The organism is Achromobacter sp. 1L-A-4-B-C2 (genome assembly GCF_057291955.1).
Window position 1 is genome coordinate 1,196,415 of the sequence record NZ_JBXAWP010000002.1, and the last position, 21,854, is coordinate 1,218,268.

General features: G+C 62.4%; 19 protein-coding genes, 1 tRNA gene and 1 pseudogene. 6 read left to right on the forward strand and 15 right to left on the reverse strand.

Annotation, left to right across the window (positions count from 1 at the left end):
• Positions 1–16: 16 nt before the first annotated feature.
• Both AC0Z35_RS12845 and AC0Z35_RS12850 read left to right on the forward strand, forming a co-directional pair.
• On the forward strand, positions 17–1,330 hold the full coding sequence (locus AC0Z35_RS12845; protein WP_485132091.1) for a YihY family inner membrane protein: 1,314 nt from the start codon (positions 17–19) through the stop codon (positions 1,328–1,330).
• 36 nt (positions 1,331–1,366) lie between these two features.
• Positions 1,367–1,825, forward strand: coding sequence for a CBS domain-containing protein (locus AC0Z35_RS12850; RefSeq protein WP_006218678.1), 459 nt, complete (start codon positions 1,367–1,369; stop codon positions 1,823–1,825).
• A 63-nt stretch (positions 1,826–1,888) separates the two neighbouring features.
• Here AC0Z35_RS12850 and dusA read toward each other — a convergent pair whose 3' ends face one another.
• Positions 1,889–2,905 (reverse strand): tRNA dihydrouridine(20/20a) synthase DusA, encoded by a 1,017-nt coding sequence (gene dusA / locus AC0Z35_RS12855; RefSeq protein ID WP_485132092.1) that lies wholly within the window; start codon positions 2,903–2,905, stop codon positions 1,889–1,891.
• 182 nt (positions 2,906–3,087) lie between these two features.
• On the opposite strand from dusA, the gene AC0Z35_RS12860 reads away from it, so the two are divergent.
• Together AC0Z35_RS12860 and AC0Z35_RS12865 are read left to right on the forward strand one after the other, a co-directional pair.
• Entirely contained in the window at positions 3,088–4,056 is a 969-nt protein-coding gene (locus tag AC0Z35_RS12860) for a homoserine kinase (RefSeq protein ID WP_485132093.1), read from the forward strand.
• 66 nt (positions 4,057–4,122) lie between these two features.
• A complete protein-coding gene (locus tag AC0Z35_RS12865) occupies positions 4,123–4,926 on the forward strand; it encodes a BPSS1780 family membrane protein (protein ID WP_046803619.1) in 804 nt (267 codons plus the stop codon).
• Between the two features lie 3 nt (positions 4,927–4,929).
• Here AC0Z35_RS12865 and AC0Z35_RS12870 read toward each other — a convergent pair.
• The 10 genes and pseudogenes from AC0Z35_RS12870 to AC0Z35_RS12915 form a co-directional block, all read right to left on the reverse strand.
• Positions 4,930–5,184, reverse strand: a pseudogene (locus AC0Z35_RS12870) (DUF192 domain-containing protein); the annotation flags it as partial.
• A complete protein-coding gene (locus AC0Z35_RS12875; RefSeq protein WP_219992051.1) occupies positions 5,181–6,050 on the reverse strand; it encodes a type II secretion system F family protein in 870 nt (289 codons plus the stop codon). The gene AC0Z35_RS12875 and the pseudogene AC0Z35_RS12870, both read right to left, overlap by 4 nt.
• 11 nt (positions 6,051–6,061) lie before the next feature.
• Positions 6,062–6,907, reverse strand: coding sequence for a type II secretion system F family protein (locus tag AC0Z35_RS12880; protein WP_319309042.1), 846 nt, complete (start codon positions 6,905–6,907; stop codon positions 6,062–6,064).
• Entirely contained in the window at positions 6,904–8,799 is a 1,896-nt protein-coding gene (locus tag AC0Z35_RS12885) for a TadA family conjugal transfer-associated ATPase (RefSeq protein WP_485132145.1), read from the reverse strand. The genes AC0Z35_RS12880 and AC0Z35_RS12885 overlap by 4 nt, the downstream gene beginning before the upstream one ends.
• Positions 8,800–8,818: 19 nt before the next feature.
• Positions 8,819–10,192, reverse strand: a complete 1,374-nt coding sequence (locus AC0Z35_RS12890; RefSeq protein WP_371683128.1) for a type II and III secretion system protein family protein — start codon at positions 10,190–10,192, stop codon at positions 8,819–8,821.
• Positions 10,193–10,200: 8 nt separating this feature from the next.
• The gene (gene cpaB / locus AC0Z35_RS12895; RefSeq protein WP_120157425.1) at positions 10,201–11,058 is read right to left on the reverse strand and encodes a Flp pilus assembly protein CpaB; all 858 of its coding nucleotides are present in this window, start codon (positions 11,056–11,058) and stop codon (positions 10,201–10,203) included.
• Entirely contained in the window at positions 11,055–11,594 is a 540-nt protein-coding gene (locus AC0Z35_RS12900; RefSeq protein ID WP_240434061.1) for a hypothetical protein, read from the reverse strand. The genes cpaB and AC0Z35_RS12900 overlap by 4 nt, the downstream gene beginning before the upstream one ends.
• 188 nt (positions 11,595–11,782) lie before the next feature.
• Positions 11,783–12,418, reverse strand: a complete 636-nt coding sequence (locus AC0Z35_RS12905) for a TadE/TadG family type IV pilus assembly protein (protein ID WP_120154652.1) — start codon at positions 12,416–12,418, stop codon at positions 11,783–11,785.
• Complete coding sequence (locus tag AC0Z35_RS12910; protein WP_485132094.1) at positions 12,415–13,590, reverse strand: hypothetical protein; 1,176 nt, start codon at positions 13,588–13,590, stop codon at positions 12,415–12,417. Before AC0Z35_RS12910 ends, AC0Z35_RS12905 begins: the two co-directional genes overlap by 4 nt.
• 242 nt (positions 13,591–13,832) lie before the next feature.
• Positions 13,833–14,099, reverse strand: coding sequence for a hypothetical protein (locus tag AC0Z35_RS12915; RefSeq protein WP_046803667.1), 267 nt, complete (start codon positions 14,097–14,099; stop codon positions 13,833–13,835).
• Between the two features lie 380 nt (positions 14,100–14,479).
• Here AC0Z35_RS12915 and AC0Z35_RS12920 point away from each other — a divergent pair, with 380 nt between their 5' ends.
• Together AC0Z35_RS12920 and AC0Z35_RS12925 are read left to right on the forward strand one after the other, a co-directional pair.
• On the forward strand, positions 14,480–15,142 hold the full coding sequence (locus AC0Z35_RS12920; RefSeq protein WP_120154648.1) for an SOS response-associated peptidase: 663 nt from the start codon (positions 14,480–14,482) through the stop codon (positions 15,140–15,142).
• A 48-nt stretch (positions 15,143–15,190) separates the two neighbouring features.
• On the forward strand, positions 15,191–15,484 hold the full coding sequence (locus AC0Z35_RS12925) for a hypothetical protein (RefSeq protein WP_046803669.1): 294 nt from the start codon (positions 15,191–15,193) through the stop codon (positions 15,482–15,484).
• A gap of 671 nt (positions 15,485–16,155) precedes the next feature.
• Here AC0Z35_RS12925 and AC0Z35_RS12930 read toward each other — a convergent pair.
• The 4 genes from AC0Z35_RS12930 to dnaG all read right to left on the reverse strand — a co-directional run bounded on the left by AC0Z35_RS12930 (position 16,156) and on the right by dnaG (position 21,846).
• Positions 16,156–16,359, reverse strand: coding sequence for a cold-shock protein (locus tag AC0Z35_RS12930; RefSeq protein WP_172616244.1), 204 nt, complete (start codon positions 16,357–16,359; stop codon positions 16,156–16,158).
• A gap of 190 nt (positions 16,360–16,549) precedes the next feature.
• A tRNA-Ile gene (locus AC0Z35_RS12935) sits at positions 16,550–16,628 on the reverse strand.
• A 9-nt stretch (positions 16,629–16,637) separates the two neighbouring features.
• Entirely contained in the window at positions 16,638–18,914 is a 2,277-nt protein-coding gene (gene rpoD, locus AC0Z35_RS12940) for an RNA polymerase sigma factor RpoD (protein ID WP_046803671.1), read from the reverse strand.
• A gap of 868 nt (positions 18,915–19,782) precedes the next feature.
• Positions 19,783–21,846 (reverse strand): DNA primase, encoded by a 2,064-nt coding sequence (dnaG, locus tag AC0Z35_RS12945; RefSeq protein WP_104145705.1) that lies wholly within the window; start codon positions 21,844–21,846, stop codon positions 19,783–19,785.
• Positions 21,847–21,854: the final 8 nt, after the last annotated feature.

The following is a 21,854-nucleotide window of genomic DNA, read 5'->3' on the forward strand; positions in this document are numbered from 1 at the left end:
CTGCTATTATCGCCTGATGAATCGCCCCGCCGAGCCCGGCGCCGCTACGCCGGTGGCCCCCGAACCCTCGACCGCGCGCTCTTCATGGGTAGCAAGGGCCGGACGCGTCATCCGGTTCACGTTGCAACGCGCCGGCGAAGAAAAGCTGCTGCAGGTTGCCTCCAGCCTCACCTTCACGACGGTGCTGGCCATCGTGCCCATGCTGGCAGTGGTGCTTTCCCTGTTCACCGCCTTTCCGGTGTTCCAGGAGTTCCGTGTCGCCCTGGAAGACTTCCTGACCAACAGCTTGATGCCTCCGTCCGTCTCGGACAACATCATGGAATACCTGAACCAGTTCGCACGCCAGGCGTCCCGCCTGACGGCGATCGGCGGCGCATTCCTGCTGGTGACTTCCCTGCTGTTGATCATGACGATCGACCAGGCTTTTAACGACATCTGGCATGTGTCCCGCCAGCGGCCCTTGCCGCAGCGGGCGCTGGTGTATTGGGCCATCATCACGCTGGGTCCCGTGCTGGCAGGCGCCAGCCTGTGGGCGACTTCGTTCGTGGCGCGCGAATCGCTGGGGCTGGTCCGGGACGTGCCGGAAGTCGTCAGCGTCGTCGTTTCGTTTATCCCGCTTGTCCTGACCGGGCTGGGCTTCGCGGCGCTGTTCGTCGTCGTGCCGAACCGCGACGTGCTGTGGCGCGACGCGTTGGTGGGCGGCGGGGTGACGGCGGTTGCGCTGGAAATCATGAAGTCGGGTTTTGCCTACTACCTGACGCGGTTCCCCACCTACACGGTCATTTACGGCGCGTTCGCGACGCTGCCCATCTTCCTGTTGTGGATTTACCTGTCCTGGCTGGCCGTCTTGCTAGGCGCCACCCTGGCCTCAAGCGCCCCGCTGATCCGGCTGGGCCGCTGGGAAATCAACCGCTACCCCGGCGCGCAATTCGTCGACGCCCTGGATGCGCTACGCGCGTTACGCCGTGTGCAATCCGCCAACCCGCCCGGCCTGCCCGCCAATGTGCTGGCGTCCCAGTTGCGGCTGCATCAGGACGAACTGAACGAGGTGCTGGAAACGCTAAGCGCAATGGGCCTGGCCACCCGCAGCCCCGACGACCACTGGGTGCTGACCTGCGATGCCCGCGAAACGTCGATGGCGCCCGTGGTCGATAATTTCCTGCTGGACCGCAGCCAGCCCAGGGTCCGTAACGACCCGGAAATTCTGCGAGTCGCTTCGGCCGTTATTTCACAGCAAAATACACCCACGCTGGAAGAACTGTGCGGAGAAGCGCAGAATACCGAAAATGGAATCGCTCCCTTACTGCAATTGGAAGCGAACAAGAAATAGCAAAGCATCAGGGCGTAGTCCGCCCGGGAGGAACCGATGTTGAAGGTCAGTGAGATTTTGCGCGTCAAGGGCGATACGCTCTATACGGCGTCGCCCGACATGCCTGTGTCCCAGGCTGTGCAAACCATGAGCGAGCAGGATATTGGCTCGCTTGTCATCATGGAATTCGGCACCCTGACCGGCATGCTCACGTTCCGCGAGATCATCCGCCACATGCACGCGCACGGCGGGGCCGGCGAAACCACGATTCGGTCGATCATGGACGACGCGCCGGTCAGCGTTTCGCCCAATACCAGCGCCGATGAAGTCCAGCGCCTGATGCTGGAAAAGCATGCGCGGTACATCCCGGTCATGGACGGCCCGACCCTGATGGGCGTGATTTCGTTCTATGACATGGCACAGGCGATCGTCGCGGCGCAGCAGTTCGAAAACAACATGCTGAAGGCCTATATACGCGACTGGCCGGCTGAAACTGCCGAACCGGCAAAGTCCTGATTGTTCTGATTAGTTCGGTCAGGCCGGGGTTCAGGCAGCGCTAGCCGCCACCCCGACGCCACGCTACACCCCTGCCGGCGCCGCTTCCAATGCGGCGCCGCGCACGTCAGGCGCCTGCCGCTGGCTGCGCCATGCGTCGTAGATCAGTTCGGGGTTGTTAGCCGAAAGCAGGGCCGGGTCCGACAGCATCCGGCGCCAGCGACGCGCGCCGGACTGGCCGTTCACCAAGCCCAGCATCGGCCGGGTCATCACCCGCAATGGCACGCCCTGGGCCACCTGGCGGGCGGCGTATTCCGTCATGGCGTCGACGACTTGCGCGTCACTGGGCAGGCGTACCGACGGCCACAAGCGCAGCGACACCTCGGACAGCACGCGCGGCGTATGCCAGGCCGCGCGGCCCAGCATCACGCCATCGAATTCGCCGGCCGCCTGCACCGACTGGTCCGCATCCGCCAAGCCACCATTCAACACGAAGGTGCAATCGGGAAAATCCTGCTTCAGCTGCTTGACGACGTCGTAGCGCAGCGGCGGGATTTCGCGGTTGTCCTTGGGCGTCAGACCCTTCAACACGGCATTGCGGGCGTGTGCGATGAAAACGCGACAGCCGGTGTCGTAAATCTTGCCGACGAAATCTCGGACAAAGTCGTAGGAATTTTCGTAATCCAGACCCAGGCGGTGTTTAACGGTGACAGGAATGTCGACCGCGTCCTGCATGGCTTTGATGCAATCGGCGACCAGGTCGGGTTCCGCCATCAGGCAAGCCCCAAAAGCGCCTTTCTGCACGCGCTCCGATGGACAGCCGCAATTGAGATTGATCTCGTCGTACCCCCATTGACGTCCCAGCTTGGCCGATTGGGCCAGTGCATCGGGCTCGCTGCCGCCCAGCTGCAACGCAACGGGATGCTCGGCTTCGTCAAAGTCCAGGTGGCGCGGGATGTTGCCGTGCTGCAGCGCGCCCGTGGTGATCATTTCCGTATACAAGCGCGCGCGGGGGGCCAACAGCCGGTGGAAGAAACGGCAATGGCGGTCGGTCACGTCAATCATCGGGGCGACGCACAGCCGCCAGTCGGGGGAGTCCAAGAATCACTCTACAAAACAAGGGGATGCGGTATTTTACGGGCTTCGCGGCATTATGTCCGGGACGCGCTGCCAGACAGTGCCCGGCGCTTCCGAACGGCCGGACGCTATGTGGTCTAAAATTGCGCCGCCGCCGCCGCACGGGCTTGTCCCAGCGTCCGTTAACCCCTATTCCCTGCATATCAATGGCCGTATTTACTCCCGTATCCGACGACGACGCGCGCGCCCTGCTGGCGCAATTCGATCTGGGCGAGTTCGTCTCGCTTCGAGGGATTACGGCGGGTATCGAGAACACCAACTACTTCTTGTATACGACCCGCGGCGAATATGTGCTGACGTTGTTCGAAGTGTTGACGCACGCCCAACTGCCGTTCTATATCGAATTGATGTATCACTTGGCGGAACGCGGCATCCCGGTGCCTCGGCCGCAGAACCTGCGCGACGGCACCCGCCTGACGACGCTGCACGGCAAGCCCTGCGCCATCGTGTCGCGCCTGCCCGGCGGGTACGAGCCGGCTCCCGGCGCCGCGCACTGCGCCCTTGCCGGCGCGACCCTGGCGCGCGCCCATCTGGCGGCGCAGGACTTTCCCATACACCAACCCAACTTGCGTGGCTTGAACTGGTGGCTGGATACGGCCCCCAAGGTGATGCCGTTCCTGGCGCCCGCGCAAGCCGAGCTGCTGACTGCCGAATTGGCTGCCCAGCAGGCCGCGGTGGCCACGCCCGCCTGGCAAGCCCTGCAAACCGGCCCGGCCCATTGCGACCTTTTCCGCGACAACGTCCTGTTCGCGGGCACCTTCGAAGATCCGCTCATGGGCGGCATCATCGATTTCTATTTCGCTGGCTGCGATACCTGGCTGTTCGACGTGGCCGTCAGCGTCAACGATTGGTGTATCGAACGTGACACGGGCGAGTTCGTCCCCGAACTGGTGCAAGCCTGGCTGTCGGCCTATGCCGCCGTGCGCCCCTTCACCGACGCCGAACGCCAGGTATGGCCGCTGATGCTGCGCGGCGCCGCGTTGCGGTTCTGGGTGTCGCGCCTGTACGACTTTTATCTGCCCCGCCCGGCCCAAACGCTTAAGCCGCATGACCCCCGACACTTTGAAAGAGTGTTGCAGGCGCGCCACCGCCCGGGCTTGCCAATATTGCCGTAACCGTAACGCCCCCCATAATGGGGCTAGCGCGTCCCTTTTTGAGAGCTATCCCTCCTTTAGAGAGCCATGCAAGCAGCATTCCTACCCGCGACATCCGGCTGGCAATGGGTTCGAGACGGCTTCCGCCTGTTCCGCAAGCAACCCCTGGCCATGTTCACCTGGGCCATGTTCATCAGCCTGCTGGTCGTTTTCGCCAGCGCGACACCGCCCGTCGGCCCCATCCTGGTCGTGGCGTTCATGCCCATCATCACCCTCATGACGTTGTCCGCGTGCAAGCACGTCGAAGCCGACCGCGTCATGCTGCCGTCGATGTGGGGCAAGCCGCTGAAGCAACCGGGCGTGTTCAGAAAACTTTTCGTCATGGGCCTGCTGTACGCCGGTTTGAGCATGGCGGCCGGTTTGCTGACGTTTATGCCGTTCATGGATTCGATGGCGGAAGCTTATCGGATTGCATCGGTCGAACGTTCCCTGGACCCGATCCTGATGGCCATGCGCGTGCCGCTGACCATCTTCGCGATTATTTATGTGGTGATTGCCGCGTTGTTCTGGCATGCACCCGTTCTGGTCGCCTGGCACGGCCTGCGGCTGGTGCAAGCCCTGTTCTTCTCTGGCATCGCGTGCTGGCGTAATAAGTGGCCCTTTCTGGTGTATGGCGCCACGTGGGCCTTGGTGTTTCTTTTCATCGACCTGTGCGCGGGCTTGTTGGTCTACATGGGGTTGTCGCCGCAGTTTGCCGGCACGTTGCAGATTCCGTTCAACATCGCCGCAGGCGGCGCGTTGTATTGCAGCTTCTATCCTGCCTATACCTCCGTGTTTGGCATCAATAACGCCAGCACGCATCTCGACAACGGCAATAGCGCCCAGGCATAGGGCGATGCGGCATGGCGGCAGCGCCCGGCGCACCGCTATCACGCTTAAATCGCGCGACACAAACGCCACGTCGATGGCGTAGCGCATGCCAAAGGTATGCACAGCGGCACAAGGCATCAGCATCACACCGGACCGACTGCCGGGCGGTCGACGCCCGAGCAGTCCGCGCATCCGCCCTTTCCAGTCAAGCACACGCAAGAATCGCAGCCGGGCCAGAGGCAAGGGGCTTTGGCTTTGGCTTTGGCTGTTCCGGTTCATGGAATGCTCTGAAGCAGCTGAACCGCGATCGGAAAGGCCAGCACAATGAACGTGCACGGGAAGATGCAGCCAATCAGGGGCAACAGCATTTTTACCGGCGCCTGCATCGCTTGCTGTTCGGCACGCACATGCCGGTCACCACGGCACTGCGCCGCCTGCGCACGCAGGACGGGGCCGAGGCTGATGCCCAGCGTCTCGGCTTGAGCCAGCGCCGCAGCCCACGTCCGGGCGATCGGGCTATTGCTGCGGTCGGCCAGCGCTTTGATCGCCACGGTGCGCGTCACGCCCGCCCGCATTTCCGACAGTGCTTCTGACAGGGCATCGCGCAACGCACCCTTCGGCCCGCTTTGCGCCGCAACTTGCAGCGCCCCCTGCACGCTAAGGCCCGCTTCCACGCATAGCGTCATCATGTCGAACACAAAAGGCAAGTCGCGTTCAATGCTGCGGCGCCGCGCTTCGCTCAGCCCATGCAACCACAGGCGTGGCGCCACGCCGGCCACCATGGCCGCCGCTATCGACCACAGCCACCCGCTTTGAAAGAAGGCGTCAAAGGCCGTCGCCAGGGCTGCGCACACACCGCCTGCAAGCAACGCCGCACTGACGCCCAACGCCGCGACGTGCGCGTAGCCAACCTCGGCAGTCAGCCCGGCCAGTTCGACTGCACGGGCCAGGCGGGCACGCAGACGCCACGAACAAAGCGGCCCCACAAGGGGCGCCACGGCCGACACCCACGGCCAAGCCACCCGCCACCACCATGGCAGCCCGGCCAATACCAATCGGTTGCCGCCCAGCAACGGACGCAATGCGGACCAAGTCAACCAGCCCACGGCTGCCGCGGCCATCATCATGCTCAAAGTCAGCAACATGGTTCCCCCTGTCAGAGTTCGATTCGGACGATGCGCCGGATCAACAGCACCCCGGCCGTTTCCAGCACGGTCAATATCGCGAGGACGCCCCAACCCATCGGCGTGTGCCACAGCACGGCCATCACATCGGGCTCCAGGCGGTCCAGCACAGCCAGCAACAGCACGGGCAACGCGCCGACGATCCACGCCTGCAAGCGCCCTTGAGAGGTCAAGGCGAGCAATTTCGCCTGTAGCTGCAGGCGAGCCCGCAGGGTTTGCGCGATGCTGTCCAATGCTTCTGCCAGGTTCCCGCCGGTTTGCGCCGCGATACGCATTGCCGCCACCACCAATGCAGTGGAATCCCCCGGCATCCGCGCTTGCAGGTTTTCCAGCGCGACGTCCCAGGGCACGCCCAAGCGCTGTTCCCGCAGCATCAACCCGAATTCCTGCGCCAGGGGTGCGCCGCTTTGCTCGACGACATGGCGCAACGCCGTCGTCAACGCGACGCCCGCGCGCAGTGCCGCCGCCAGCATCAACAAAGCCATGGGCAACTGCTGTTCGAAACGTCGTGCCCGCCTTCGCCGCAACAGATCAACTGTCATGCGGGGAGCCCTGGAGGCCACGCCCGCGAACAAGGCAGCCAAAATGCCGCTGCCGGTCAATGAAAAGACCAGCGCCGCGGACATTGCCGCAAACGCCATGGCGGCGGCCCATAACTGCGCCGGGTCAATGAACAGAAAGACCTCGCTCAAGCGCACGCCGGCGTCCTGTGTATAAAGCGCCCGATAGCGGCGCAACGCCGGCGCAAACCAGGCCTGCGCATGCCAAGCCAGCATCGCTGCGCAGCACATCGCCGCCCCAGCCGCCAACCAGATCATGATGCCCCCCATACGCCATGGGCATCCACCGGCGCGGGTATGGAGGCGGCCTCGGAGAACCACGCCGGTTCCAGCGACACACCCTCGTCGGCCCAATCCTGCATGAAGCCGGGCAAGGCTCCGCATCCGCTGAAGCCGGCTGCACGATCAAACCGAAATAGCTGCTGGATCTGTATGCGACCGCTTTCCATGCCCGCGACTTCAACAATGGATGTCACCACTCGCCGGCCGTTTGCCATTCTTGCCTGCTGCACAATCACGTCCACACTGGCGGCTATCTGTTCGCGCACCACCGACAGAGGCAAATCCAGGCCAGCCATCAAGATCATCGATTCCAGCCGCGCCAGTGCATCCCGGGGGGAGTTGGCGTGCAGCGTGGTCAAAGAGCCCTCATGCCCGGTGTTCATGGCCGTCAGCATGTCGAACGCCTCGGCCCCTCGGCATTCGCCTACGACGATTCTGTCGGGCCGCATGCGCAGCGCGTTGCGAACCAATTCGCGAATCGCGATATGCCCCCTGCCCTCTTGGTTGGCGGGACGCGCTTCCAGCGCAACCAGATGATCGTGATTCAGCCGCAGTTCGGCCGCGTCTTCAATGGTGACGACACGCTCGCCCTCGGGGATTTCGTCGGACAGGATGTTCAGCAATGTCGTTTTCCCCGACCCCGTTCCGCCGGATACGACCACGTTCTTGCGCATCCTGACGCATAGCGCAAGGAACCCGGCCATGGGACCGCTTAATGACGCCGCCGCAATCAAATCCGCCATCTGAGGCCGACGCTGCGGAAACTTGCGGATGGTCAGGCTTGCGCCCTTCATCGCGACGGGCGGGATGATGGCATGCACGCGCGAGCCATCCGGCAAGCGTGCATCCACCATCGGGGAGCTTTCGTCGATGCGGCGGCCCAGCGGCGTGACGATACGTTCGATCACCCAACGGACCGACTGTTCGCTGGTGAACGCGGCCGGATGCCGCCATAGACGCCCAGCGCGTTCAACATAGATTTCGTCATAGCGGTTGACCATGATCTCGGTGATATCGGGCGCGGCCAGCAGCGGTTCCAGGGGACCCAGGCCCACAGCCTCGTCCAGCACCTCGGCGCACAGGGCCTGCCTGTCGGCGTCCGGCGGCAGATCGATGTCCGACGCCACGATCCGCGTCAGCAGGCGCTCGGCCTCGGCGCGCAACGTGCCATCGCTCATGCCTGCCACATCGCGCCTGCGCAGGTCCAGCGCGTCCAACAGCGCCGCATGCAGGCGGCGGCGCGCCTGCACCTGCTGTGGCTGAAGTTGAGGTTGAAGTCGAGGCGGGCGCGTTGGCTCCTGTTGCGTTGCCGTGGTCGCTGCGGTTGATGCGGTTGATGCGGTTGATGCGGTTGATGCGGTTGATGCGGTTGATGCGGTTGATGCGGTTGATGCGGTCAATAGGGTGGGCGACGACAGGGTCGATGGCAATGGCGATGGCAATGGCAATGGCAATGGCAATGGCGATGGCGATGGGGATGGGGTTAACCGGGAGACGGCGGCCAGCGGCAAATGGGCGGTTGCATCGCCGCCGGGCGGGGCGTGGCAATGCGGCGAGGCACTGGCGGACGGATCCGGCAGCGCGGCTGCGTCAGGGGTTGCCAAGCGCACCCTGAGGCGGCACGGTCCAATCAGGATGGCGTCGTCCGGCAGCACCGGCGCATGCCGCACGACACGAGCGCCATTGACAATGGTGCCGGCAAGCGTACCCAGATCCTCCAGGACGATATGGCCGTCCTCGCGCAGCAGTCGGGCATGCTGCCGCCCCACTCGCCAATTGACGATACGAAGGCCGCACTGGGCACCTCGCCCGATCAGTACCGGCGCGGTGGTGGCCAGGCGGCGAACGCCGGCATCTTCATAGGTCATTTCGATGTCCAGCATGGCTTCAGGGCTGATCTGGCGGCTGCGCAGGTTCATCATTCACGGCCCACTGGGAGCCCGCGCCGGAATAGGGATCCCATCCCTGGCTGGCGACCGGAGCCGCCGTTCCCAGGCGGGGCGGATCCGGGAACGCGGCGTCAATAACGCCCCGCCCCCGCTGCACGCGGTCCATCAGGGCCGGCTCGCTTTGCGACACGATTTTTGGCGTCACGAATATGGCCAGTTCCGTTTCGCGCTGCTGGAATCGTCGGGACGAAAACAGCGCCCCCAGAATGGGAATGTTCTTCAACCACGGCAGTCCGGTGGACTCTTGCCCCTGCTCGCGCGACAAGAAGCCGCCAATAACCAGCGTGTTGCCCGACCTGACATTGAATTCGGTAGACGCCCGCCGCGTGCGCAACGCTGGTCCTCCTGCGACGCTTATCGAGCTGTCCACGGAACTTGCCTCGACTTCAATCAATGAACGGATCACGCCGTTGCGGTCGATGCGGGGCGTAATGTTCAGGGACACCCCATACGGTTTGAACAAGGTGGTAGGGTTGCCACGCGAGTCCGTCGATGTGTAGGGGACCTCGCCACCAGCCAGGAAAGTGGCGCTGGCGCCGCTGCGCGCCAGCAATTGCGGCTGAGCCAACATGACGGCCTCGCCGCTTTGGGCCAGCGCGGCGATACGCGCGGACAGCAAGGCGTTGACCCCGAAGTATCCGGCCGCGGTCGACATGGGACCCGGCGTCTCGATCACAGGTTCGCCCGGACGCGTCATGCGTCCTCTGGAGCCGGCGTCCCAGGCGACGCCGGCATTCACGCCCCCCTGCGAAACACCGTCCCAGCGCACACCGAACTCTCGCATCCGCGAGGTGGGGATTTCCACGACTTGAACATCAAGAAGCACCATGCGGTCCCATCCCACCTGCCCGGTGAAGTCCAGGATGGCGGGATAGCGTTCAGCCAGGGCGGCAATGCGCGCTCGGTCGTCGTCAGACAAGTCATCCCCTTCGATCACGATACGGCCACCCACGTGCGTGCTGCGCGCCCCGGGAATTCGAGAAAGCAGCGAGTCGACCTCCGCGCGCAGGCGTGGCGCCCCGGCAGGCACCACGCGCAGCTCGTACGCAGCCGCGCGGCCGGCGGCGGTCCAGACGTGCACCGACGACATTCCTTCCGCGCGCGCGAAGATCACCACGTCGCGGCCCTCGGCGGCAATGGCGCTTAGTACCTGCCCGTTGCCGATCGCCACGCGCTTCACACCAGGGTGGGAAAGAACACGGGTTTCGCCGACCTGTAGCTCCAGCACTTCCGAGTTCGCCAGGGCGGCCGCCGTGCTGGGAGTCAGAAGCGCAGTGACAGCCGCCACGCAGAGAGTCCGCAAAATCACCATGACTTGTCTCATGGCCGCCTCGCGGAATAGTCCGGCGCGTCGACGGCTTCCGGTGGGAACATCACCGACTGCTTGTCCATACGATCTCCATACAAAATGGTCACGTCCGGCGCGCGCTTGGGCTCGGGGTCAAGCCCGATAAGGGACGCCAGGTCCGTTTGAGTCGAATCAGCCACGGTGGCCACATCGTCGCGATGCCGCAGCATGGCGGTTAGCGCGCCTGCCTGCCTGGCAGCAACAAACTTCATTGCTTGATCGGGATCGGCGGCAAGCGTGATGCTGCCGGCCGAGCCGACGATGCCGTCTTCGTCCGCCCCGGCGCCTACGGTCAACACGCGCATCCCTTGCAGCAAGGGCACAGTGACCTCTCGTTGGTGATGGACGAAGGTCACGTAAAGGTCGATCAGGTCGTCGGCGCGCAAGCTATCGGCCAAGCCGCCAAGGTCCGAGGCGCTGACGGTCAGCGCCCGTTGGCCCGATCGCAATCGGGATGCCAACGCGGGCGCCGGCGCCGTGAACGTCACCTGCGACTTCAGCAGGGGTTCGCCCTGGGCGACATCCACGACCAGCGTGCCGCCAAGAAGATGGTTCACGGCCTGCGGCTCCAAACTGGCGGCAGACGCCCACTTCACCGGGATCTCTCGCACGGCCAGGTCGATTTCTTCAAGCTGCGCCCCCGCCGCCAAGTCATACGCCGCCACCAGGCGCTCGACGACAGGCGCCCGAGCTTCGGCTTCCAGCGCTTCCACTCGCTGCTGCACATGCTCGCGCACGGCCCACGCGGATACCAGCCCCGCCGCCAATGCCAGCCCATAAACGCCAACGCGCCGCAACCGCAGAACGCCGTGCATCAGTGCGGCCTTCATGGCGTCCACCTTCTGACGTGGAGCCCGCTGCCCCCATCCAACGCAGTCAATGATATCTGCAGGCGCTCGCCAGCCTGTGCCCACGACTGCTCTGCACCACTTTCGGTTTCGGTTTCAAATACCCATCCTTCGCGGCGCAACGCGCCGTGCAGCAACGGCCCAAGCCGGGCGGGCGGCAGGGCCAGTTGCCAGATGCGATCAGACACTTTGCCTCCCTTTTCCTGCACCGCAAGATCCAGCCTCGGTATTGCGCCCCGCGGCAGCCAGGCCGGTGTCGCAAGGCCTGGAACGGAATTCATGCGCAGCGTAGAAACCGTGCCGACCGTGCGGCTCGGGCCCGCACCTTGCAGCTGCACCGCCCATTGCATGTCGTCGACCCAGCCAGACAAAATGATTTGATCGGGAAGCACATTCAAGTCGACCAAGGCCGGCTGCTGAGTCGACAAGTCGCGGATCAGGTCGGGCACTGCTACAGGCGAGTCGAACACAAGCACCTGGGCAGGAAGCCCATGCAGCCATATACGATCCGCCAACATGTCATGCCGGCTTCCTTCGGGAAAACGTAGTCGGTTCAACGTAACGCCAGGCGATACCGCCGAACGCCCGGACGGCCACGCGACGGAAGATACGGCCATACAGCCAAGCAGCACGCCGGCCGTCAGCGGACGAAGGCCGGCGCTGACAGCGCGCCTTCTTTGTCTCTGAGTAGTGTTCGTAGCCGTGGTCATCGGGATCGTTCCTTTTGTTGGCCCAATCGGCCCGGCGGGACGACGTCGTCCCACGCCGACAACCAATCAGTGTGGATCGCCGCCCTGCCCCATGCGCGGTCCATGCGCTGGACGTACGGCGCCATCCGACGCGCCTCGGCAAGAGACGTTTGTTCGACGTGACGCCATGCCGTGGGCGCGTTGGCGATGCGTCGGCGTGCATCGGCGTCTCCGTGTGCGTGTCCCGTGCCGACCGCCACGTGCGTATGACGCGTGATTAAAGGCGCCGGCGGTCCGTCTCGCCCTGAAGGCGCCGACCGGGCGTACACCGCAAGCAAATGGAGCCCGGCTCCAAACCACTCGTGCTGCAAGCGAGACAGGTTTGGCGCTGCGACGTCAGCAAGGCCGAGTACCCGGCGAGTTTGCGCGGCGGCTGCGAAAGAGTGTCGTGGCGTCACCGGTTCGCCCAACGCGCCGGCCATCGCCGCCTTGCGGCTGGCGTGCGCCAACTGTTGCGCCGAAAACTGCAACCCTCCGATCCAGGTGACACTCCACACTAGCGCCGCCATCAATGGCAGCATCAGCAGCGCTTCAATCATTGCCTGCCCTTGCTGGGCGGCCGGAAAGCCCGCGCGAGTCGACATCGAGCTCATCGTGCCTCCCGGATTCGCAGCGCTTCGTCGCGAGTGATTGCGGATAGACGTGCCCGCCAATAGGGTCGAAACAATGTCGGCAATTCACTTTTTTTGTCGGCTCTAGGTTCCGGCCGCAGAAAGTACGTTTCGGCGGCGCTGACGACGGTGATGGCGCCCGACTGGCCCAAGCCGTCATAGCGAAAGCGACCACGAGGTTGTGCCAGTGCGCTATCCGCATCCGTCGTCTTGAGCCGGGCGCCTGACCAGGCCACGCGCACGGCAAAACGCAGCGGGTCGCGCATACGCTCAGTCGGTATTTCCAGATAAGACGGCAAGCCACCGGCGGGCCAACGCTGCGCTGAAGCCATCGCATAGGAGTTGGCCATGGGATTGGTCGCGCCGCTGAAAATGTCCCACCCGGTGGACTGCTGCACCCATCGCCAAAAATCCTCTTGGGAGAAATCCGCGGGCGCGTCATCCACGTAATCGATGCCGTCAGGCGTCTGGGACTTTTTTCCTTGGGCCGTGCCCCAACCCATGGCGTACTCACGGAAGTAGCACCCAATCCAGCGATTGGAACGCAGCGCATGGAACGATTGCGTATCCAACGCGCCCCATCGCCCGTCCGGGCCAAGCCAGGTCATTCCACGACGGCGCAATTCATGCCTTTTCAACGGACATCGGCGGCTGACCGGCCAGGCATTGCGACGCGTTGCATCGCGGCTATTCAGAAAGCGATAACGTTCGGTGGCCTGCTCCACGGCCGGACGCAGGCCCGCTTCTCGGGTAGCTGCGCTGCGCCCAATGAAGCCGGGCCAGTTGTCGGACAGCAGATCCAGCGCCAAGCCCGACGAACGTGCGCCTACGCCGGAATCGGAACCGGACCCGGAGTCGACCATGTTGGCTTCAAGCACCTTGCGCATGATGCGATCGCGAGTAGCGACAAGACCCGCCCTGGCCGATTCCGCACCCGCCTTCAATACGCGATGTACCGCCCGATCATGTTGAGCAAACGCGCCGGCCAGCCGCGACTGTGCGTCCGATGAGGCTTGCCCGGCCCGATAGGCCAGGCCCATATCCGCGCCGAACAGCATGGCTATCAGGCCCGCCGGCGGATTGCGGCGAGTGTGCTGCGTGTGCAAGGCGCCGCCGTACTGCGCGGCCGCTGCCAGCGTGACCAGATGCGCCATGGCGACCTGGTGGGCAATGTGGGTGCGATTGACGTAGGCGATCGCGTTGAGCGTGCGCGCTTGTTCCAGCGCGCCGCTGTACGCCGCCGCATCCGCGGCATGCGTCAGCCGCACGCGGCCCTCGACGGTCTGGCCCAGGTTGTAAAGCACGACCAGGGACGCCACAGCCACTGACACAACGACCATGCCGAGCACCAGGGCCTGGCCATGTTGAAGGGACTCTGGCGTACGAGTAAACATCTTCACTTCGCTTCCGTCGCATTGCCGGTGAAAGACTTCAACGAGCGGGCCTTTGCCTGCGCGCCCGCCTTCTGAGCCGCTTGCTGCGCCGCGCGCGTCTGCGTCCCGCCGTCTTCTCCGGCCAGCTCGCGCGCCATCGCGGCGGTTTGCGAGCGAACCACTTGTCCGAAGTATTGATAGACGGCGATCGCCGCGACCGCCACAAGCGCTACGACGACGATGTATTCGGTCATGCCCTGCCCAAGCTGACGTTTTCGACTGCTCCACATTTCTGCTCTCCGCTGCATTGAAAGTAGGCGTCAGTGTCGACGTCGCACTCAGGCGCCACAATTCGCACAAGCCGAGGTGGGCAAATGTGTCCCCGGGCCTTGACGCGTTGGAAGAGCGCCACAGCGGGCAAAAAATTCGTTAACGCCGGACGGTCATAACGGGGTTCAGAGCGGAATGAGCTGCGTAAGACCGAGATCTTGTAACCCGCTAATTCTTTTGGGGTTTTCCCTATTGCCGGTCGTTTTTTCCAGCAGTAGATTTGAGTTGCCGGGCTGTCTGACACCCATCGCGTGCGAAGCCGGGCAGGAGCGCCTCAGACTCATCTTGAGCTGGGGCGCTCTTCCGTTTTGGCGTCGACTTTTCAGCCATCGAGGCACGCATGTGTTCCCACTATCAGACGCTGAAAGACGCAGAATTGCTGCTGCAGAAATTCGGCGTTCGCGCCCCTTCCGTCAGCACGAAGTACGACATGTGGCCCCGTTACGAAGGCTTGTTTGTCCGCCGGCCGAAAGAGTGGGATTCAGGTGATGAAGCGGTGCCGGAACGAGAGGCCGTCATCGGCCGATGGGGCCTGATCTCGGCGGCGACGCGCCCGGATGCGGTGGATAAAGCCGCCAAATTGTCCACCTTCAACGCTCGTAGCGAAACCGCAGCAAAGTCATACACGTTCGGCAACGCTTGGCGCCGCGCGCAACGCTGCATCATCCCCGCCCAAGCCATCTTCGAACCCGACTGGCGATCAGGCGCGGCCGTTCCGACTCGGATCAGCCGTGCCGACGGCATGCCGCTAGGCATCGCCGGGCTTTGGGACAGGTGGCGCGACGCCGCGGGCCACCTGTACGAAAGCTACACAATGCTGACCATCAACGCCGACGACGATCCGCTGTTCAGTCGATACCACCGGCCAAACGAGGAAAAGCGGATGGTGGTGATCCTGTCGGAAGGTTCGTACCAAGACTGGCTGAGCGCGCCTCCGGAAGAGACGCGTGACCTTCTGGGCGCCTATCCGGCCCTGAAACTAATTGCCGACGCCGTGAAATGACCCCGTTTCTGGTGGAATATACTGGATATATAAACAGTGTCTTTCGCCATGACGTTCAAAGCCCCCCTCACCCTAGACGACCTCCGGACGATCCGCGAGCGTCAACCCTGGAACTCCGACGTGATCTCGCTGCTTTGGGAGGTCAAGCGCCTAAGGTCGGTGATCCTGCGCGCCTATCAACTATCGGGAGACTTCAAGCGGCCCGCCGGCGTGACGGGCGAACTGTACGATGATTTCGTCAAAAGTCTGTGCGACGAGCCCTGTGTGCAAGAGCGCGACAGCCTGGCGGCCTCGCTGCTGGAGGCTCCTGACAAGCTTCGCAAGGGAATGGCCCCGCGCTGAAAAGGCAAGGCCACAAGCCCCGGAGCGCCGCGCATAGACCCGTCAATCAGTCCTAGTTCCGGGCTTCAGACGATACAGAAGCGAATCCCGTTGCTAGAGTGTCTGAATGAACACATGGCCCTATCCCGATTTCCCGCCCGCCGAATTCCGGGCGCTCTCCGAAGCCGACAAAGAGCTTTGCATAACGATGATCCGAGCGTTCTGCGCAGAGATAGCGTTGCAAGAAGCGAGAGGCATGCGCCCGGATCCGAATGAATAGGCAGGCGACGCCCGCAGGCATTAGATAAGCCCACGGAAACCCACCATATGGATGTGCCTTCAGCAGTTACCGACCTTGAAAAGGCAAGGGGGCGTTCCACACGCTCCCGAACGAGGCGGTAAAGGCCATATCCGTATGACTTTTGCACAATGAAGACTGCGAACGCCCCGGCAAAGCCCATAGCTTTTGTCGGGGCCGCCGCATACCTTTCCGCATACCCGCCTTGGCTGCACAAAGAATCAGCCAAGATTCACAAGATCTGGTCTGTTGGCCCTGGTGTTAGCCCCCGTGTTAGCCCAAGAGCGAACGCTAGACCGGCCTCACAAACAAAAAGGCCGAATCCATTGTTCCAATGGATTCGGCCCCGCAGCTTGCTACCTACCTGCCCGCCTGACAGCGGGCAAACAGGTTATTAAATCGCTTTGATCATGGTCGCCTGAGGACCTTTCTGTCCTTGGCCGGCGACGAAAGAAACGCGCTGGTTCTCTTCAAGAGATTTGTGCCCGTCACCCTGAATTTCCGAGTAATGCGCAAAGAGGTCTTTACCACCCAGTTCCGGCGAAATAAAGCCGTAGCCCTTGTCGTTGTTGAACCACTTCACGATACCAGTTTCTATCTTCAATGTATGTCCTAGATGTACAGGGAAAAAATATTCCCGCAGCCACTATGGGCGCTTAACGGCAACAAAGATATCGCTGTTTCTCAATGACACATATTCTGCACACACTGAAGGCCCCTCTTCGCTCCAAAAACGAAACAGCCGCCATTGCTGGCGGCTGTACGTACCTGATTACTCAGGATTTTCTTGGTAGGCCCCCCGAGAGTCGAACTCGGCACCAACGGATTATGAGTCCGCTGCTCTAACCAGGCATGAGCTAGAGGCCCAGGAAACGATTACTGCCCTTCGAGGAAGCTTTTCAGCTTATCGGCGCGGCTGGGATGACGCAGCTTGCGCAGCGCTTTAGCCTCTATTTGGCGGATGCGCTCGCGAGTCACGTCGAACTGCTTACCCACTTCTTCCAGGGTCTGGTCGGTGCTCATTTCGATACCGAAACGCATACGCAGAACCTTGGCTTCACGCGGGGTCAGAGAGTCTAGCACTTCCTTGACCACATCACGCATGGAACCATGCAAAGCCGCGTCCGAAGGCGCCAGCGTCGAGGTGTCTTCGATGAAGTCGCCCAAGTGCGAATCATCGTCGTCGCCGATCGGCGTTTCCATCGAGATCGGTTCTTTAGCGATCTTGAGGATCTTGCGGATCTTGTCCTCGGGCATGTCCATCTTTTGCGCCAGGGTCGCGGGATCCGGCTCAGCACCCGTTTCCTGCAGAATCTGACGGCTGATCCGATTCATCTTGTTGATCGTTTCAATCATGTGAACCGGAATACGGATGGTGCGCGCCTGGTCAGCGATGGAACGCGTGATGGCCTGACGAATCCACCACGTGGCGTACGTCGAAAACTTGTAGCCGCGACGGTACTCGAACTTGTCCACGGCCTTCATCAGGCCGATGTTGCCTTCCTGAATCAGATCCAGGAATTGCAGGCCACGGTTCGTGTACTTCTTGGCAATCGAGATCACCAGACGCAGGTTGGCCTCGGTCATTTCGCGCTTGGCCTTGCGAGCCTTGGCTTCGCCCGTGGCCATGCGCTTGTTGACGTCTTTCAGGTCCTTCAGCGGCAGCACGACACGCGTTTGCAGGTCGATCAGCTTTTGCTGCAGTTCCTGCACCGCGGGAATCTGACGTTCCAGCGTTTCGGCGTAAGGATGGCCGGCGCTGACTTCGTCAACGACCCATTGCAGGTTGGTTTCGTTGCCCGGGAAGACCTTGATGAAGTGCGTGCGCGGCATGCCGGCACGGTCCACACACGTGTGCAGGACGGCGCGTTCGAGCTGGCGTACTTCTTCCACTTGGTTGCGCAACGTGTCAGCCAGCTTCTCGACCATCTTCGCGGTGAAGCGGATGCCCATCAGTTCGTTCTGGATGGATTCCTGCGCGCGCACGTAGATGTCCGACTTGTAGCCGTCTTTCTCGTACGACAGGCGCATCTTGTCGAACTGCTTGCCCACTTCGTCGAACTTGGCCAACGCCTTCACGCGCAGGTCTTCCAGCTGCTTGCTGGACATCCCGCCCGCGGGGCCGTCATCGCTTTCGTCTTCGTCAGCGGTCACACCGGCGCCGGCGTATTCTTCGCCGTCTTCCGGATCAACCAGGCCGTCGACAACTTCGTCGATCTGCGCCTGGCCTTCCCGCACGCGCAGGATGTGGGCCAGGATTTCGTTGATCGTGGTCGGGCAGGCCGAAATGGCCATGACCATGTGCTTCAAGCCGTCTTCGATACGCTTGGCGATTTCGATTTCGCCTTCGCGCGTCAGCAGTTCAACCGAGCCCATTTCGCGCATGTACATACGCACGGGATCGGTGGTCCGGCCAAAGTCGGAATCCACGGTGGTGAGCGCGGCCTCGGCTTCGTCTTCGACATCGTCGTCGTTGGACGCAACCGGGGCGTTCTCGCTCATCAACAGCGTTTCGGCGTCGGGGGCCTGGTCGTAGACCGCGATACCCATGTCGCTGAACGTGCTGATGATGCCGTCAATGGCTTCGGCGTCGACCAGGTCGTCAGGCAGATGGTCGTTGATTTCGCCGTATGTCAGGTAGCCGCGGTCTTTGCCCAGCTTGATGAGCTGCTTCAGACGGTTGCGGCGAGCTTCGTATTCTTCAGGCGTGACAGGGCCGCGCGCGATCAGATCCTTGGGATCTGCCTTGCCGCGCTTGCCGCCGCGCTTGGGCGGCTTCAGGTCAGGCAGCACTTCACCTTCGCCGTCCATCGTGTCGTCGAAACCATCGCCGTCGTTATTGGCGTTCTTGGCGGGGCGGCCCGGGCGGCGGCCGCTGGGTACCGGACCCGAACGAGGCGCGCTGCCGCCGACCAAGTCGGCGAGTTTGTCCTCAGCCTTCTTGGCGCGAGCCTTGGTCACTTTTTCGGGCTTGTCAGCCGCGGCCGTCTTGGTTGCCTTTTTGGCAGCCGTCTTGGCGGCAGGCTTGGCGACCTTCACCGCCGTCTTGGCGGGCGCTTTTTCCGCCGCCATGCTTACGGCACGCTTGGCCGCGGGGGCCTGAGTTTCAGCCGCATCAATTGCAGAGGAGGATTTGCCGGTGGATTTGGTCATAGTCGCTTCCGTGGTCGTCGCAACCCGTTTGGGCATGTTGCACCGCGCTGGTTCACCCTGGACGGTGGCCCAGCGCGACGCAGATACGGGTAAAACAGATAAACCGGCCAAGATCACGCGGCTGCGTTGTTCGCAGCGCCAGCTCTTGCGAGCCCGCTTGGCGCCTTGCCGGTGCAATACCGTTCGGGCGCTTAACGTGCATAACCTCATCCTGCGGCGGATTCCGGGCGTCGGGGGGGCTGCCTGCCTATAAATAGGCTTTGCTTGCTTATGGGGACGGTTGCCCCTAGCAGCTATGTAGACACAGCACCCAGACCACTAACGCTACGCAAAAATGCTCACCGCTGAACTGCCTGATTCACCGCTCAGCCTTCGGCTCCAGCCGTCGGCCATAAAATCACTTAAAACAAGTACCTTTGATGTACTTCGGTCTTTCTCAATACTGCTTTCGCATCAATCTTCATCACTACGATTCATCACTACGTCTTGCACTGCACATTCATGCACGCCTGCGATGCCGTCCTGCCTGCACCGTCCTGCGGGCCTTACTTCCTGCCAAACCGCTTCAAGCAAAGACGGCGAAAATCTATTAGATTCATCTAGCCGAAATTGATTCCGCCGGCTTGGACGCATCCTTCAGCACGAGCGCTCTCGGGCCAAGTCGTCTTAGGATTCAGAAATATTTCAGGAATCTTTGCGCTGCAAGCATCGATGCATAAAATGCAAGGCTACGGTCGGAAGGCTATGCTTCAAGGCTATATGCTCCAAGGCTATAGTCTCCAAGACTATGCTCGATGGTCGCACCACTCTCGGAACTACACAGCTTCGCATGGCCCTTGCCAGCGGACAACCTTTGATTTTAGCGCATTTACCGTATCCCAGCACCTTTCAACACCGCCAATCGGCTGGACAGCTCCAGATAGCGCTTCCGAGCTTCCTCGGTAGACAGACCCGTCGCCGCCAGTTTGGCCATTTCAAGCTTCGCTGAATCAAATTCAATGCGCCGCAAGGCGTCATCCCACTCGGTTTGCGGATCCGGCAAATCTTCCTGAGACAGGATGTCCGCGCGCAGCCCCTTTAGGACCGTTGCCAGGTCCGAATCGGGCTCGGCTGCCTCCAACAGGGCGCCGACATGGCGCGCGCCGCTGGACTGAGCCAGCATGATCAAGTCCCGTACCAAACCTAGATGGGGGCCATGATCGATGACTTCAAGTTGCTGATCGCCCATCGAGTCGACAAGTTCGGGGTGAGCCAGCAAAAGCCCCAGCAGACGCTTGGCCAGGGACGGCATGGTGCGGCGCCCCTCAAAGCCGCCGACATCATTGTCCCGGCGCCCTTTCCAGTTGCCCTTGCCGCCCTTCCAGTCGCTTTTGCCTTTCCAATCGCCTTTGCTCTTCCATTCGGGCTTCCCGCCGGATCGTTGGCCGGAGCCCGCCGCCGCATCCCCACCCGCCGACGGAAAATGCCCGTAATCGGCAAAGTCGGGCTCTTCGGCGGGAATATCGTGGAAATCATGGCCGGCAAAGTCATACCCCATATCGGAGTGACCGCCGTCCTGATCCGAACCCGAATGTCCGGACGGTGCACCGGCCTCGCCTGCGCTGGCTTTCGCCGCGCCAGGCGGGGCAAAAGGCTTGGCCGGCTGCTGCGCCAGGATCTGCGACATTTCCTCTGGGGTCAGTTGCACAAGCTTGGCCATTTCGCGCTCGATCTGGACGCGCAAGGCGCATTCCGGAATCGCTGCCAGCAAAGGCTTGGCCTCGTGCAGGCAACTGGCGCGGCCTTCCGCTTCATTCATGTTGTGGCGCGAGGCCAACTCGTCCAGCAAAAATCGGGACAGAGCAACAGCGTCGCCCAGGCATGCGCGGAAGGCTTCAGCGCCCAGCTCCCGCACGTACGAATCCGGATCGTGCTCGGACGGCAAGAACAGGAAACGGATCGCGATATCGTCGCGCAGAACGGGCAGACAGGCTTGCAGCGCGCGCCATGCGGCACGCCGACCAGCGCCGTCACCATCAAAGCTGAATATCACCTTGTCGCTGGCGCGCAGCAGCTTCTTGACGTGGTCCGGCGTCGTTGCCGTGCCTAACGTCGCGACCGCGTTGGCGATCCCTTGCTGCGCCAGCCCGACCACGTCCATGTAACCTTCGACCACGATCACCTGGCCTTCCTGGCGGATGGCTTGGCGCGCCTCCCACAGGCCGTACAACTCATGGCCCTTCGAGAAAAGCGGCGTCTCGGGAGAATTCAGGTACTTGGGTTCGCCTTTGCCGATGATGCGACCGCCAAACCCGATCAGACTGCCTCGCGCGTTGCGAATCGGAAACATGACGCGCTCGCGAAAGCGGTCATAACGGCGCCCATCTTCAGATTCGATGACAAGCCCCGACTCCACGAGCGTGGGGTCGTCGTAATTGGGAAAGACCTGCGCAAGGCCGTGCCGGTCGGTTCCTGACCACCCCAAGCCGAAATGCGCGGCAATTTCGCCCGTTAGGCCACGCTGCTTCAGGTAGCGGATGGCGGCCGGAGAGGCACGCAACTGTTTCAGGTAGTGCGCCTGGGCGGCATCCAGCACCTGCGTATGGCGGGACTCCTCGGCCTTGCGGCGCGCGGTTTCCTGCTGCTGACGTGGACTGCGATTTTCTTCCGGGACCGTCATTCCCGCCGAAGCCGCGAGCGTGCGCACGGCTTCGGGGAAACTGGTACCCGTATGTTCCATCAGGAATGTGATGGCGCTGCCATGGGCTCCACAGCCGAAGCAGTGATAAAACTGCTTGGTGGGGCTGACAGTGAAAGACGGACTTTTTTCGTTATGAAAGGGGCACAGGCCAAGCAAGTTGGCCCCACCCTTTCGCAACTGCACATATCGCCCGACTACGTCGACGACGTCGACTCGGGCGAGTAGATCCTGGATGAATGATTCTGGAATCAATAGATTCG